Source organism: Streptomyces sp. CC228A (genome assembly GCF_021390935.1).
Classification (GTDB): domain Bacteria; phylum Actinomycetota; class Actinomycetes; order Streptomycetales; family Streptomycetaceae; genus Streptomyces.
Genome location: NZ_JAJPUI010000006.1, coordinates 251,633 through 265,017 on the forward strand (window position 1 = coordinate 251,633; position 13,385 = coordinate 265,017).

The window sequence follows — 13,385 nt, forward strand, 5'->3', positions numbered from 1 at the left end:
GCAGCCGCGGGAAGGTGGACTCGGAAGAACCCAGCCGTGGGGTGGTGGTGTGGCGATGCCCGACCAGGACGAGCCCGACCGGCGGACGGCCGAACGGCAGGCGACCGACCGGCGGACGGCCGAACGGCAAGCGGCCGAACGCCAGGCGGCCGACGACGCGGAGCGCAGGCGGCGCCGCGCGCAGTTCCTGCGCGAGCTGCACGAGGCGAAGGCCCTGCGCGACCGCGTCCAGCCGCGCCGCGCCCGAGCGGCACGGATGCGCCACGCGCTGCGGATGCGGACCTTCCGGTGGTGACACCCGCTCACTCGGCGTGATCATTCTCCGACCGCTGTGACCTGCAGTGACGGGCCGGCGAGGCGCACCGCGCCACGCCGCGTCCGGGACGGGGGGCAGGTGACGCCGACCGGGGGCCCGGCCTCAGACTGGTGCACGACGCAAGAGCGGAACACTCCTCCTTCAGGCCCCGCATCTGCCACGATGCCGAGTGGGCGGGCCATTCAGGAGCGTGCCGCCCTTCGATCGTCACACCTCTGATCAGTGGGAGAGTCACGGTGTACTTCGCCGCACTGCTCACGCTCACCGAAGACGGGTGGGTAGCGAGCGACACAGAGCTCGACGATGTGGAGACCCTGGCGGATCTGACCGACCTGGCCCGCGACGCCTCGCCGGACGCCGACACGGTGCTCGTCTTCATCGAGCAGGAGGACGCGTGGTTCGGCATCGTCCGCGTGGAGGGCGAGGACGACCCTCGCATCTACGTGTCGGACGCCGCCGCCGCCGCGCGCTCCTCGTACGGGGAGATCCTCACCAGGGAACTGCTCGGGGACGACCCGGCCGACGCCCCCGACCTGGACGCGCTGGACCTCGACGGGACCGAGGACGGCGAACCGGACGACGAGACCGAGGAGGACACGGAGACCGGGGCGGTGCCCGCCGCGCCGCTGGGCGACCGGCGGATCCTGGACGACCTGGGCCTGGCGGAGAAGGAGTTGCTGGCCCTCGACACCGACGTGCTGTCCGAGATCGCCGAGGCCCTGGGCGCCGCGGAGGTACTGGAGGCCGTCCGCTAGTGCACGCTGCCCTACCGGACCGGGAACCGACCCGCGCGGCCCCCGCGGAGGACGCCGCGCAGGCCCCCGCCCCCGACCCCGTACGGGATCCGTGGCGGGGGCCCATGCGGCATGCCCTGGCGGAGGCGGAACGGGCCGCGCGGAGCGGGGACGTGCCGGTCGGGGCGGTGGTGCTGGGCCCGGACGGCGAGGTCCTCGCGACCGGTCACAACGAGCGGGAGGCCGACGGCGACCCGACGGCGCACGCCGAGGTGCTGGCGCTGCGCCGGGCGGCGCGGCGGCTCGGCGCGTGGCGGCTCACCGGCTGCACGCTGGTGGTGACCCTGGAGCCGTGCGTGATGTGCGCGGGCGCACTCGTCCAGTCGCGGGTGGACCGGGTCGTCTTCGGGGCCATGGACGAGAAGGCGGGTGCGGTGGGCTCGCTGTGGGACCTCGTGCGCGACCGGCGGCTCAACCACCGGCCGGAGGTGGTGCAGGGCGTCCTGGCGGACGAGTGCTCGGCACTGCTGACCCGCTTCTTCCGCGCCCGCTGACCCGCCGCGGCCCGCACCCGCTGCCCTGCCGCGGCCCGCGCCCGGGTGCCTTCCGCTGCTTCGGCACGGGCCCTCCCACGCTCTGCCCTCGGCTCACGACCGCACCCGCGCCGCCGGCGCCGCCCACCTCCCCAGGGGCCGTACCGGCGCGTCCGGCATCCGGCAGATGCCGGACAGGCGCGGGACGGGGCCGTCGCCGCGGCCCCTGACACGGCCTCCAAGCCGAGGGGCATACGGATTTCAGCGTCGGGGCCCCTTTGGGCTAAGCTCTCTCTCGGTAGCGTGTCCGAGCGGCCGAAGGAGCTCGCCTCGAAAGCGAGTGTGGCGCAAGTCACCGAGGGTTCAAATCCCTCCGCTACCGCTCTCGACGAAGGGCCCCGGTGCGAAAGCGCCGGGGCCCTTCGCTCGTACCGGACCGGTGAACGCCCCGGCAGGATGCCGCGCGCGGCAGAAGCCCCGGGGTGAGGGCCCGGGGCTCCTGCGTGCCGGACGGGGGAACGGCGAAGACGGGGGGACACCCGCCGCTCCCCCGGTGTGAACCGGTCCTCGTGCCCGCGCCGCGCATCGGGGGAGAGCCCGGCGGTGCGGGCCCCGCAGTGGGGACCGGTCCCGGGATCCGGGATTCCTGCCAGGTCCCGGACCCGGAACCATCCTGCGGCCTCCCGGCGTCTCCAGAGGGCGGCAAAGGGCCCGGATCAGCGGGGCCTTGGTCCCGGAAGCGCTCGGTTAGACTCACCCGACCGCCGAGGAAGCACAGGTGAGAAACGGGGAGACAGGCCGATGGCACAGGCGAAGAAGATCACGCTGTATGCCCTCACGGTCTTCGTGCTCTACACCATCGTCACGTCCCCCGAGCGCTCCGCCGATCTGGTGCAGATAGGCTTCGAGGGCATTTCGAGTGCTGCTCAAGCCGTCGGTCAGTTCATGACCGCGCTCATCAACTAGGGCAGGCGGAACCGAGCAGCCCGGTCGTCCAGGACACCCGCTAGGAGTTCGCCGTGATCCGCCATCTGGTCCTCTTCAAGCTCAACGAGGGTGTGCAGCGCGAGGAGCCGCGCGTCGAGGCCGGCGTAAGGGCCTTCCGGGAACTGGGCGGCGTCATCCCGGAGCTGAAGGTCTGGGAGTGCGAGTGGAACATCTCGGACCGCCCCATCGCGTACGACTTCGCCATCAACTCGGCCGTCGAGGACCAGGAGGCCCTGCGACGGTACGTCGAGCACCCGGCGCACCAGGCGGCCGCCGCGCAGTGGCGCGAGTTCGCCACGTGGGTGATCGCCGACTACGAGTTCTGAGCGCACCCGCGCCGCGGCCCGGACCGCAGACCGGACCGCAGACCGGACCGGAGAGCAGACCGCCGGCCGCGCCTCGAAGCAGACCGCTCAGACCGCAGGTCGGGGCGGGGCAGACCGCAGGCCGGGTCGGAGAGCAGACGGCAGACCGGACCACCGGCCGCGCCGGACAGCAGACCGCAAGCCGGAGCGCAGGCCGCGCTGCCGGCCGTGCCGGGACGCAGGCCGCAGACCGCAGACCGGGCCACGGAGCAGGCCGCAGGCCGGGCCGCTGCGCCGCGCGGCGACGACGGAGGGGCTCCGCACCGCAGGGTGTGGAGCCCCTCCGTCATGTCCGTTCCGCACCTCAACACGGGGTTATGCGGTGCTTGCACACAGTGGACATGTCTTGTGATGCTATGACCGCTTTTGAGGGACGAGTTGACCGAACCTGACCGCCTGACCGTGAAGGGGTGGCGTGAACGTGCCGGCCAGTACCACGCCTCAGCAGGTACCACCCCAGAACGAGTCCGACGACAACAGGCCTCCCGGCCACCCCCACCCCCGCCCGCGCCGGGCGGCGGACACCAGAGCCCTCACCCAGGTCCTCTTCGGAGAGCTGAAGAAGCTGGAGCGCGGAACGCCGGAGCACAGCCGGGTCCGCACCGCCCTGATCGAGGCGAACCTGCCCCTCGTGCGGTACGCGGCCGCCCGCTTCCGCTCCCGCAACGAGCCGATGGAGGACGTCATCCAAGTCGGCACCATCGGCCTGATCAACGCCATCGACCGCTTCGACCCCGACCGCGGCGTGCAGTTCCCCACCTTCGCGATGCCGACCGTCGTGGGCGAGATCAAGCGCTACTTCCGGGACAACGTCCGCACCGTGCACGTACCGCGCCGCCTCCACGAGCTGTGGGTGCAGGTCAACGGCGCCACGGAGGACCTGACGACACTGCACGGCAGGTCGCCGACGACCGCCGAGATCGCCGAGCGGCTGAGGATCTCCGAGGAGGAGGTCCTGTCCTGCATCGAGGCCGGCCGGTCCTACCACGCCACCTCCCTGGAGGCCGCGCAGGAGGGCGACGGGATGCCGGGCCTGCTGGACCGGCTCGGCTACGAGGACCCCGCGCTCGCCGGGGTCGAGCACCGCGACCTCGTCCGGCACCTGCTGGTCCAGCTCCCCGAGCGCGAGCAGCGGATCCTGATGCTCCGCTACTACAACAACCTGACGCAGTCCCAGATCAGCCAGGAACTCGGGGTCTCCCAGATGCACGTGTCAAGGCTGCTGGCACGGAGCTTCGCCCGACTGCGATCCGCAAACAGGATCGAAGCGTAGCCGGATCGGGTAGACCCGTTTGGCCCACAATCAGCCGTTCCAAAAGCCGCACACCCCTTGTTTCCAGCACAGACCACCCCTCTACATGTCGACAAGTCACTACAGCGTGTTGCCGACATGTGACATTCTGCTGGAACTGCGTTTGCCGCAGTCTCGGCTCCGGTATTCAGGTGGAGGCTGCGTTCCTCCGATGGTCGCGGCTCCGCGACCGTCCGCGACCTCAAGGGGGTGGCATGTCCGTAGAACAGGGCAGCTCGAAGGTGCTCACGCTCACCAAGTGCGCACCGACCGCCACGCTGACCGCCCCGGCGGATCCCGCTCCGGTGATCCCCGCCCAGGCGGGGCCGGCGGGCCAGGCGGAGCCGACCACCGCGGCACCGGCCGCCGCAGCGGAGGTGAGCCCTCCGGCGGGGGCCCTCGACACGCGCACACTGTCCCGCTCCCTGTTCCTCCGCCTCCGCGCGCTCGACGCCGCCGGAGCCGGCACGGACAGCCCGGAGCGCACCTACGTACGCGACACCCTGATCGAGCTCAACCTCCCCCTGGTGCGCTACGCGGCCGCCCGCTTCCGCTCCCGCAACGAGCCGATGGAGGACATCGTCCAGGTCGGCACCATCGGCCTGATCAAGGCGATCGACCGCTTCGACTGCGAACGGGGCGTCGAGTTCCCGACGTTCGCGATGCCGACGGTCGTCGGTGAGATCAAACGCTTCTTCCGCGACACCTCGTGGTCGGTGCGGGTGCCGCGCCGCCTGCAGGAGCTGCGGCTGGCGCTCACCAAGGCCAGCGACGAGCTCGCACAGAAGCTCGACCGCTCCCCGACCGTGCCCGAACTCGCCACCGCGCTGGGCGTGTCGGAGGAGGACGTGGTCGACGGGCTCGCGGTCGGCAACGCCTACACCGCGTCGTCGCTCGACTCGCCGTCCCCCGAGGACGACGGCGGCGAGGGCTCCCTCGCCGACCGGCTGGGGTACGAGGACACGGCGCTCGAAGGCGTGGAGTACCGGGAGTCGCTGAAGCCGCTGCTGGCCAAACTGCCCCCGCGCGAGCGGCAGATCATCATGCTGCGCTTCTTCGCCAACATGACGCAGTCGCAGATCGGCGAGGAGGTGGGCATCTCGCAGATGCACGTGTCGCGGCTGCTGACGCGCACGCTCGCGCAGCTGCGGGAGGGCCTGATCTCCGACTGACGCCCCGTCGGCCCATCACCGCGCCCCCGACCGCCGGGGCCGCGGCACGAACGCAGCCGGTCCGTCACCCGACGGACCGGCTTTCCTTTCGCCCGCGCCCGCCGCACCAGGCGCGGGCGGCGGGTCAGGCCAGGGCGAGCCAGGCCACGGCGGCGATGACCGCGATGGCCGCGACGACGCCGACGATGACCCCGACGCGGGGGCCGGAGGAATAGGTGGCGGACGTCTCCTGCCGGCGCTGCGGGGCGCCCTCGTCCACGAAGGCGCGGAACATCTGGGTGGAGCCGGCGGGGTCGTGCGAGCCGTTGCCCTGAGGGCCCTGCGGGTTGTGTGCCATGGAGCAGGACCCTAGCGAATCGGAAGCTGCTCCCCCACCCCGGGAGGCCACCGCTCCCCGCCCCCGGGAGGCCACCGCCCCCCGCCCCCGGGAGGCCACCGCTCCCCCGCCCCTGGAGGCCGCCGTCCGGTGGCCTCCCGAGCCCGTCCGCCGCCGGGCTTTGCCAAGCCTTTGTCCCGCACACCCTCCTTTAGCTTGCCTGTAGCAACCATCCTCTTCTATCGTTGCCCTAAGCAACCAATAGGAGGGGTGCGTGGCTGCCCGAAGCCAGTACGAGGAACTGGCCCGCCAGCTCAGCGCCGTAGGTGCCGTGAAGCGGGGCCTCACCCGCGTCCTGCCGACCGAGTGCCCTGGTGGCGCGGCCGCCGTGCTCGCCCTGCTGGACCGGTACGGCGAGATGCGGCTGAGCCGCCTGGCCGAGCTGCTCGGCATCGACATGTCGGTGACCAGCCGCCACGTGGCCCACGTCGTGGAGCGGGGCTGGGTGGAGCGCTCCGCCGACCCGCACGACCGCCGTTCCCGCATCCTGCGGCTGACGGCGGCCGGCCGGGCCGTGCTGGACGGCCTGGGGAGACGGGCCGCCGACCTGTTCGCCGAGCGCCTGGCGGACTGGACGGACGACGAACTCGGCTCGCTGGTCGCCCTGCTGTCCCGCCTGCGCGCGGACTTCGGGGACTGCCGGGCCACGGCCCACCTGCCGTAGCCGTAGCCGTACCCGCGCGGCACCGCCGACCGCGACGGGACACACCCGCGCGCGGACGGGGAGCAGAAGGCCGGTACGGACGTGCAGGCACAGAGGCACCCGCAGGCGCGGACGGACACCCGCCCGCCCACGGACACGCACGCACGCACACGCACACGCACACGCACACGCAGCCGGACGACCGACACGCAGACGCAGACGCAGAGGAACCATGCCGACATCGACCACACCCGCCGCCGTGCGGCGCGGCGACGCCGAGGACGCCGCCCCGCCCAGCGGCACCATGACGCACCGACAGATCATGGAGGCACTGTCCGGGCTGCTGCTCGGCATGTTCGTCGCCATCCTGTCGTCGACGATCGTCTCCAACGCCCTGCCGCAGATCATCTCCGACCTCGGCGGCGGCCAGAGCGCGTACACGTGGGTGGTGACCGCCTCCCTCCTCGCGATGACGGCCACGACCCCCCTGTGGGGCAAGCTGGCCGACCTCTTCTCGAAGAAGCTGCTCGTCCAGCTCGCCCTGGTCATCTACGTGGCGGGCTCCCTCGTCGCGGGCCTCGCGCAGAGCCCGGGCATGCTGATCGCCTGCCGCGTGGTGCAGGGCGTCGGCGTGGGCGGGCTGTCGGCGCTGGCCCAGATCGTCATGGCCGCGATGATCGCGCCCCGGGAACGGGGCCGCTACAGCGGCTACCTCGGCGCGACGTTCGCCGTGGCGACGGTGGGCGGCCCGCTGCTCGGCGGTGTCATCACCGACACGGACTGGCTCGGCTGGCGCTGGTGCTTCTACGTCGGCGTCCCGTTCGCCCTGCTGGCCCTCGTCGTCCTCCAGCGGACGCTGCGCCTGCCGGTCGTGCGGCGGGAGGTCAAGGTGGACTGGACGGGCGCGGCCCTGGTCAGTGCGGCGGTGTCCCTGCTGCTGGTCTGGGTGACGTTCGCCGGGGACAAGTACGCGTGGCTGTCGTGGCAGACGTACGTGATGACGGGCGGCTCGCTGGCCCTGGCGGCGCTGTTCGTACGGGTGGAGAACCGCGCCGCCGACCCGGTCATCCCGCTGCGCCTCTTCCGCAACCGCACGATCGCGCTGGCGTCGCTGGCGTCGCTGTTCGTGGGTGTGGCGATGTTCGCGGGGACGGTCTTCTTCAGCCAGTACTTCCAGCTGGCGCGGAACGAGTCGCCCACGATGTCGGGCGTCCTCACCATCCCCATGATCGCGGGCCTGTTCGTGTCCTCCACCGTGTCCGGGCGGGTCATCACCGCGACGGGCCGCTGGAAGGCGTGGCTCGTCGCGGGCGGCGCCCTGGTGACGGCGGGCCTCGGACTGCTGGGCACGATCCGGTACGACACGGCCTACTGGCACGTGGCGGTCTACATGGCGCTCCTGGGCCTGGGGCTCGGCATGATGATGCAGAACCTGGTGCTGTGCACCCAGAACCAGGTGGCGCCGCGGGACCTCGGCGCGGCCTCCTCCGTCGTGACGTTCTTCCGCTCACTGGGCGGCGCCGTGGGCGTCTCCGCGCTGGGCGCGGTGATGGGCTCGAAGGTGACGGACTACGTGAAGGACGGCCTCGCGGAGCTGGGCCCGCGGGCCCCGTCGCTCGGGCACGGCGGCGCGGCGGGCGGCGGCATCCCGGACCTGGACGCCCTGCCGGTGCCCGTGCGGACGGTCATGGAAGCGGCGTACGGCCACGGTGTGGGCGACATCTTCCTCTACTCGGCGCCGTTCGCCCTGCTGGCGCTCCTGGTGACGCTGTTCATCAAGGAGGTCCCCCTGAAGGGCGCCGCCTCATAGCGGCGCCGCACCCCACCGGACTCCGGGCCGCCGCCCCTGAGCGGAGGGCGGCGGCCCGGTGCACAGGGCCCCGGTGGCGGGCGCAGGGCAGGGGACGCCCGCGCTCCGCCCCCGGGGCCCCATCCCTTTGCGAGCGCGCCGGACCAGGCGACTGGGCCCGGATTCACCGCCTTTGGCCGCCCCTGCCCGTCGGCTCCCGGCGGAGTGGGCGGTGCTGACGGACCGACAGAGTCACGACTCCGCAACGCATCGAGGGGTCGTCACCCGACGTCCGGTTTGCCCTATCCGGGGCATGTAGCGTTCGCGTCAAGTCGCATCATCGCACTGACGCTCGAAGGAAGCCCCATGACGACGCCGCCGCAGAACGCCCCTGGTCAGCCCGGACAGCCCGCCCAGCCCTGACAGCCGTTCCCGGGGCAGCCCTTCCCGGGCCAGCCGGTTCCCGGCCAGCCGTTCCCGGAGGGGCAGCACGGCGCGCCCGAGCAGCCGAAGAAGAAGAGCATCGGCAAGAAGATCCTGGGTGTCCTCGCGCTCATCGTCGTCGCGATCGCCGTGAAGCTGGTCATCCCGTACGTGCTGGCGGGCCCCACCCACGCCGAGGCCGGTGACTGCGTCCAGGTGACCGGGCCCGACAACAGCCCCGAGGTGGAGAAGAAGGAGTGCTCCGAGAGCGGCCCCGACCTGTACAAGGTCGTGAAGGTCGTCGACGGCACCTTCGACGTCGAACGGTGCGGCCAGAGCGGCGAGTCGGCGCTCGCCCAGCAGTGGAACTCCGAGAAGTTCGTGCTCTGCCTCGACCCCGTCAAGGGCTGACACCCGCGAACGAAGCGAAGGGGCCGGTCCGAGCGTCGCGCTCGTACCGGCCCCTTCGCCATGTGCCCGGTACGGGGTCGAGGTGCGCCCGGTACGGGTTCGCCGGGCGCCCGACGTACCAGTACAGCGACATGGCCGTCGCCCCCAAGTCGGCCGCCGGGCGCCGCACGGAGAACTTCGGCAGGCCCTCCGCGACCGGCAGCCGCACCGTCGCCGCCGTGCTGCGGTCCCGGTCCGGCCCCGGCGCACCACCGACGGGCGAGCGCTGCCCGCGCCGCGCGGCGGCCCTGCCGTCGTCCAGCCGGACGCTCATCGTCGCCTCCGTCCCGCCGTCGGCATGGGCGGGGTACACGGCGGTCGCGGGGTACGGCGGTTCCCGCCGGGCCCGCCGGGGACCCGTCGGCCGCGGCCGCGGTCACTCACCCGGCTTGAGCAGGTACCCGGCGCCGCGCCGGGTGTGGATCATCGGGGAGCGCCCGGCGTCGATCTTTCGCCGCAGGTAGGAGATGTAGAGCTCCACCACGTTGGCGTGGCCCACGAAGTCGTAGGACCACACGCGGTCGAGGATCTGGGCCTTGCTGAGGACGCGGCGCGGGTTGCGCATGAGGAACCGCAGCAGCTCGAACTCGGTGGCGGTGAGATGGATGCCGTCACCGCCGCGGGTCACCTCGTGGCTGTCCTCGTCGAGGGTCAGGTCCCCCACCACGAGCACCGACGCACTGCGGGCGGAGGCGGCACCCGACCGCCGGATGAGCCCCCGCAGCCGGGCGACGACGTCCTCCAGGCCGAAGGGCTTGGTGACGTGGTCGTCTCCTCCGGCCGTCAGCCCGGCGATGCGGTCCTCGACGGAGTCCCTCGCGGAACCCCCGACGGAGTCCGCCGCCGCGACCTTGCCGGAGTCCTTGCCGGAGTCCTCGACCGAGCCCTTGCCGGAGTCCTCGACCGAGCCCTTGCCCGTGTCCCCGACCGGGTCCTTGCCCGCGTCCTTCGCGGAGCCCTTCGCGGAGCCCTTCGCGGAGTCCCTCGCGGAGTCCTTCGCGGTGAGGAACAGCACGGGCACGTCGGCGTGCTCGCGCCGCAGCCGCTGCAGCACGCTCAGCCCGTCCATGTCGGGCAGCACCGCGTCGAGGACGACGGCGTCGGGCCGGCAGTCGCACGCGGCACGCAGCGCGCCGGCGCCGTCGGCCGCGCTGCGCACCTCCCAGCCCTCGTAGCGGAGGGCGAGGGACAGCAGCCCGGCGAGCGACGCCTCGTCGACGACGACGAGGACGCGGACGGGCCTGCCGTCGGCGCGGAGCGTCCCGGTACGCGGGGAAAGCGAGGTGGCGGTCATGGTCGCCACCCTCGCCGCGCGCCCTGAGAGCGGGCTTACCCGTTCCTGTGAATCTCCTGAGAATCGGCCGCGCCGGCGCCGACGCCACTGCCTCTGCCATTGCCACTGCCACCGCCATTGCCACGTCCTCCGCCACCGCCGTCGGCAGCGCCCCGAGAGGCCACGCAGGCCCCGCCGTCACGAGCCGCAGAGGCCCTACCGCCCGGCGCCCCGGCCGCGTCCCCGTGCCGTTCGAGGTGCCGCAGGACGCTGCGGACCGCGCGGTGCACGGCCCGACGCGCGGCATCCGAGTGGTCGACCGTCTCGAACCCGTGGTGCCCGCCCGGCACGTCGACCACCTCCACCCGGGCGCCGCTCTCCCCCGCGGCCGCCAGGAACTCCGCCACCGTGGCCGCGATCTCCGGCATCTCCCGCTCCACCCGCGTCAGAACGACCGGCGGTGCCGCGCCCCGCGCCGCCCGCACCGCGTCGGCGGGCCGGAACCGGGCATCCGAGAGGCCCCAGTTCGGCAGCGGCGCGAGGAACGGGTACGTCGCGGCGACGCAGCGCAGCCACGGCGGCGCGGCCGCCGTGAGCCAGTCGGCGGCCAGCAGCCCGCCACCGGAGAAGAACCACAGCGCGACGCGGTCCCCGTCCACCCGCGGATCGGCCCGTACGCGCTCGACCGCCGCCGCCACGTCGTCGGCGGCGGCCCCGTACGCGTCGAGCCCGTGCAGCCCGTGGTGGACGACGGCGGCGACCGCCCCGAGGCGCGCCACGTACTGGCCGTAGCCCTGGAACGCCGGCCAGTCGAGCGGCGACGGCTGCGTCTCCGCCGGCAGGGGGCCGCCGTGCACGAACACGACGGCGGGCCGCGGGCCATCGGCGGTGGGCAGGTGCAGGGCGAGGCGGTCGGTGCGCTCCTGCGGCAGGAGCGGCTCGGGCGCGTCGAGGAGGAAGGGCCGCAGGTGCGGCGGAGGCTCGTCGCCTGCGGGCTCCAGGCGGTGCCCCTCCCCGGCGGCGGCCCGCAGCAGCACCCCGGCGAGCCCGGCCGGCTCGGACAGCATCGGCCAGTGGCCGGTGTCGAGTTCGAAGAACGTCACCCGTGCCTCGGTGAGCGTCCGCACGTCCGGGCCGCCCAGCCGGACCAGGTGCTGGAGCAGCTCGATGCTCCCTCCGTTGTGGGTGCACAGCACGCCGGTGCTCGGCAGCGCGTGCACGGCGCCGGAGAGCCGCAGCGGCCGGGTGAGCGACCGTGCGGGCTGCGGCACCGCCTCCCGTACCAGCCGTTCCAGGTCTCCCGGGCGCAAACCGGCGGTGCTGCCGTAGCGCGCCCAGCCGTCGGCGTCGGACGGCGGCGCGACCACGCCGCCACCGCGGCCCCCGCCGATGCCGGCCGCCGTACCGCCCGGCCACCCCGCACCCGCGTCGAGCCCGCCCCCTCACCCGTACGGCAGCCCGCACCTCCCGCGTCGCCGCCTGCCGCTGCCGTACGACGCTCCGCACCTCCCGTACCACCCCTTGCCTCACCCGTACGACGCTCGGCACCGCCCGTGCCACCGCCCCCGCCGCTGCCGTACGGCCGTCGCCTTCACTCGCCGAAGGCACCGCCCCCTCCCCACCGGCAGCGGTCGGCCCGCCGTCCGCGCCGCCCAGCCGCCGGCGGAGGTGCTCGTCCGGTACGAGGGCGAGCGGCAGGTCCCCGTCGCGCGGCAGCCCCGCGTCCAGGTGGACCACGCGGGGCCGCAGTCCGGCGCGCCGGTCGGCGGCGGCGAGCACCGGGTGGATGCCGTACCCGTGCCCGACGAGGACCAGCTCGGCGTACGGCCCCCGTCGGTCCACCACCCCGTCGACCACCCGCAGCACGTCCCGTACGTGCGTCTCCAGATCGGCGTCCGGTGTCCCGGTGAGCGTCACGGGATGCGCCTCGGCGCCCGCGTCCCGCAGCCGTGCGGCCACGTCCCGCCAGATCCCTCCGCCGGTGAACAGCTCCGGCACCAGCACGAATGCGATCACGAACCCTCCCTGACTCAGGCATCTGCGGGCAGGCCGGTACGGTAGGAACTCCCCCTGAGGGAGGGCCAAGCCATGCCGGAAGCCGCCGGGTCGTGGAGCATCGGCGAGCTGGCGGAGCGGGCCGGCGCCACCGTCAAGACGGTCCGCTTCTACTCGGACCGGGGGCTGCTGCCCGAGGCGTCACGCAGCGCCGGCGGCCACCGCCGGTACGGCCCCGAGGCGCTGGAGCGGCTGCGCCTGATCAGGGCGCTGCGCGGACTCGACCTGCCCGTCCCGCAGGTCGGCCGGTACATCGAGGGCACCGATCACCGCGACGACAAAGCGGTACGGGACGTGCTCGCGGCGCATCTGCGGGACCTCGGCCGCGACCTGGCCGCGCTGCGCTGGCGCGAGGCGGCGCTACGGCTGCTGCACGAGAGCCCGCCCGCGGAGCTCGCCGAGCGGCTCACCCTCGTCGGTGCGCTGCGGACCCCGCCCGACACGGCGGCGCTGGCGTCGTTCTGGCGGCGCTGGCTGCCGCCGGGGCTGCCGTCCCGGGTGGCCGGCCTGGTACTGGACCGGGCCGTCCCCGAGCCGCCGCCGGACCCGACACCCGATCAGGTGCTGGCCTATGCCCGGCTGCACGCCCTGGTGGCGGCGCTGAACCCGGCGAAGCCGCAGAGCCAGCCGACGGCACACCGCCGGCAGGCGGGGCAGCGCCCGGCCGTGCTGTACGAAGGGCTGACCGAGGCGTTCGCCCTGGCCTCGACCGCCGTACGGGAAGCCGGCAGGCCCGGGCCGGGGGAGGCCCTGGACTGCTTCGTGGCGGCGTACGCGGGCGCGGCGAGCCGCCGTGACACGCCGGCGTTCCGCCGTGCTCTGCACCGCCAGTTGGCGGGCGAGCCGCGCCTCGACGGCTACTGGCGGCTCGTGGCCGAGCTGTCCCCTCCGGGCACGGTCACCCCGGGCGCGGCGCACGACTGGCTGGCGGATGCCCTCCGTACGGCGATCGGCCCGGGACCGGCAGCACCCTGAAGG

15 protein-coding genes, 1 tRNA gene and 1 pseudogene are annotated in these 13,385 nt (G+C 73.6%); 12 read left to right on the forward strand and 5 right to left on the reverse strand.

The features are described 5' to 3' along the window. Positions 1-55: 55 nt before the first annotated feature. The 8 genes from L6E17_RS18960 (at position 56) to L6E17_RS18995 (ending at position 5,398) form a co-directional block, all read left to right on the forward strand. The gene (locus tag L6E17_RS18960; protein ID WP_236241939.1) at positions 56-295 is read left to right on the forward strand and encodes a hypothetical protein; all 240 of its coding nucleotides are present in this window, start codon (positions 56-58) and stop codon (positions 293-295) included. Between the two features lie 257 nt (positions 296-552). Further along, a complete protein-coding gene (locus L6E17_RS18965) occupies positions 553-1,071 on the forward strand; it encodes a hypothetical protein (RefSeq protein WP_236241940.1) in 519 nt (172 codons plus the stop codon). Between the two features lie 104 nt (positions 1,072-1,175). Then, the gene (gene tadA / locus L6E17_RS18970; protein ID WP_236241941.1) at positions 1,176-1,604 is read left to right on the forward strand and encodes a tRNA adenosine(34) deaminase TadA; all 429 of its coding nucleotides are present in this window, start codon (positions 1,176-1,178) and stop codon (positions 1,602-1,604) included. A 276-nt stretch (positions 1,605-1,880) separates the two neighbouring features. Further along, positions 1,881-1,965: transfer RNA gene (locus tag L6E17_RS18975), tRNA-Ser, on the forward strand. A 419-nt stretch (positions 1,966-2,384) separates the two neighbouring features. Next, the gene (locus L6E17_RS18980; RefSeq protein WP_236241942.1) at positions 2,385-2,549 is read left to right on the forward strand and encodes a hypothetical protein; all 165 of its coding nucleotides are present in this window, start codon (positions 2,385-2,387) and stop codon (positions 2,547-2,549) included. Between the two features lie 53 nt (positions 2,550-2,602). Beyond that, positions 2,603-2,896 carry a Dabb family protein gene (locus L6E17_RS18985; RefSeq protein ID WP_236241943.1) on the forward strand — a complete coding sequence of 98 codons (294 nt, stop codon included), beginning with the start codon at positions 2,603-2,605 and terminating at the stop codon, positions 2,894-2,896. A gap of 460 nt (positions 2,897-3,356) precedes the next feature. Next, on the forward strand, positions 3,357-4,208 hold the full coding sequence (locus L6E17_RS18990) for an RNA polymerase sigma factor SigF (protein ID WP_236241944.1): 852 nt from the start codon (positions 3,357-3,359) through the stop codon (positions 4,206-4,208). Between the two features lie 233 nt (positions 4,209-4,441). Then, positions 4,442-5,398: an RNA polymerase sigma factor SigF gene (locus tag L6E17_RS18995; RefSeq protein ID WP_236241945.1), complete on the forward strand. Its 957-nt coding sequence runs from the start codon at positions 4,442-4,444 to the stop codon at positions 5,396-5,398. 124 nt (positions 5,399-5,522) lie between these two features. Here L6E17_RS18995 and L6E17_RS19000 read toward each other — a convergent pair whose 3' ends face one another. Beyond that, a complete protein-coding gene (locus L6E17_RS19000; protein ID WP_236241946.1) occupies positions 5,523-5,735 on the reverse strand; it encodes a hypothetical protein in 213 nt (70 codons plus the stop codon). Positions 5,736-5,988: 253 nt separating this feature from the next. On the opposite strand from L6E17_RS19000, the gene L6E17_RS19005 reads away from it, so the two are divergent. The 3 genes from L6E17_RS19005 (at position 5,989) to L6E17_RS19015 (ending at position 9,040) form a co-directional block, all read left to right on the forward strand. After that, positions 5,989-6,438 (forward strand): MarR family winged helix-turn-helix transcriptional regulator, encoded by a 450-nt coding sequence (locus L6E17_RS19005; RefSeq protein ID WP_236241947.1) that lies wholly within the window; start codon positions 5,989-5,991, stop codon positions 6,436-6,438. Positions 6,439-6,649: 211 nt separating this feature from the next. Then, positions 6,650-8,227 (forward strand): MDR family MFS transporter, encoded by a 1,578-nt coding sequence (locus L6E17_RS19010; RefSeq protein ID WP_236241948.1) that lies wholly within the window; start codon positions 6,650-6,652, stop codon positions 8,225-8,227. A 552-nt stretch (positions 8,228-8,779) separates the two neighbouring features. Then, positions 8,780-9,040 carry a hypothetical protein gene (locus L6E17_RS19015; protein ID WP_236241949.1) on the forward strand — a complete coding sequence of 87 codons (261 nt, stop codon included), beginning with the start codon at positions 8,780-8,782 and terminating at the stop codon, positions 9,038-9,040. On the opposite strand, the gene L6E17_RS31535 is transcribed toward L6E17_RS19015, so the two are convergent. From L6E17_RS31535 to L6E17_RS19040, 4 genes and pseudogenes are all read right to left on the reverse strand, one after another. Continuing rightward, positions 9,030-9,353 carry a hypothetical protein gene (locus L6E17_RS31535; RefSeq protein WP_374109089.1) on the reverse strand — a complete coding sequence of 108 codons (324 nt, stop codon included), beginning with the start codon at positions 9,351-9,353 and terminating at the stop codon, positions 9,030-9,032. The two genes, L6E17_RS19015 and L6E17_RS31535, sit on opposite strands and share 11 nt — an antisense overlap. 102 nt (positions 9,354-9,455) lie before the next feature. After that, complete coding sequence (locus L6E17_RS19025) at positions 9,456-10,373, reverse strand: response regulator transcription factor (RefSeq protein ID WP_268985350.1); 918 nt, start codon at positions 10,371-10,373, stop codon at positions 9,456-9,458. Between the two features lie 35 nt (positions 10,374-10,408). After that, complete coding sequence (locus tag L6E17_RS19035; RefSeq protein ID WP_374109090.1) at positions 10,409-11,719, reverse strand: alpha/beta hydrolase family protein; 1,311 nt, start codon at positions 11,717-11,719, stop codon at positions 10,409-10,411. Between the two features lie 247 nt (positions 11,720-11,966). Next, a pseudogene (locus tag L6E17_RS19040) lies at positions 11,967-12,368 on the reverse strand (alpha/beta hydrolase); the annotation flags it as partial. Positions 12,369-12,440: 72 nt separating this feature from the next. Between L6E17_RS19040 and L6E17_RS19045 the strand changes: the two are divergent. After that, a complete protein-coding gene (locus L6E17_RS19045; protein WP_236241950.1) occupies positions 12,441-13,382 on the forward strand; it encodes a MerR family transcriptional regulator in 942 nt (313 codons plus the stop codon). Positions 13,383-13,385 lie beyond the last annotated feature (3 nt).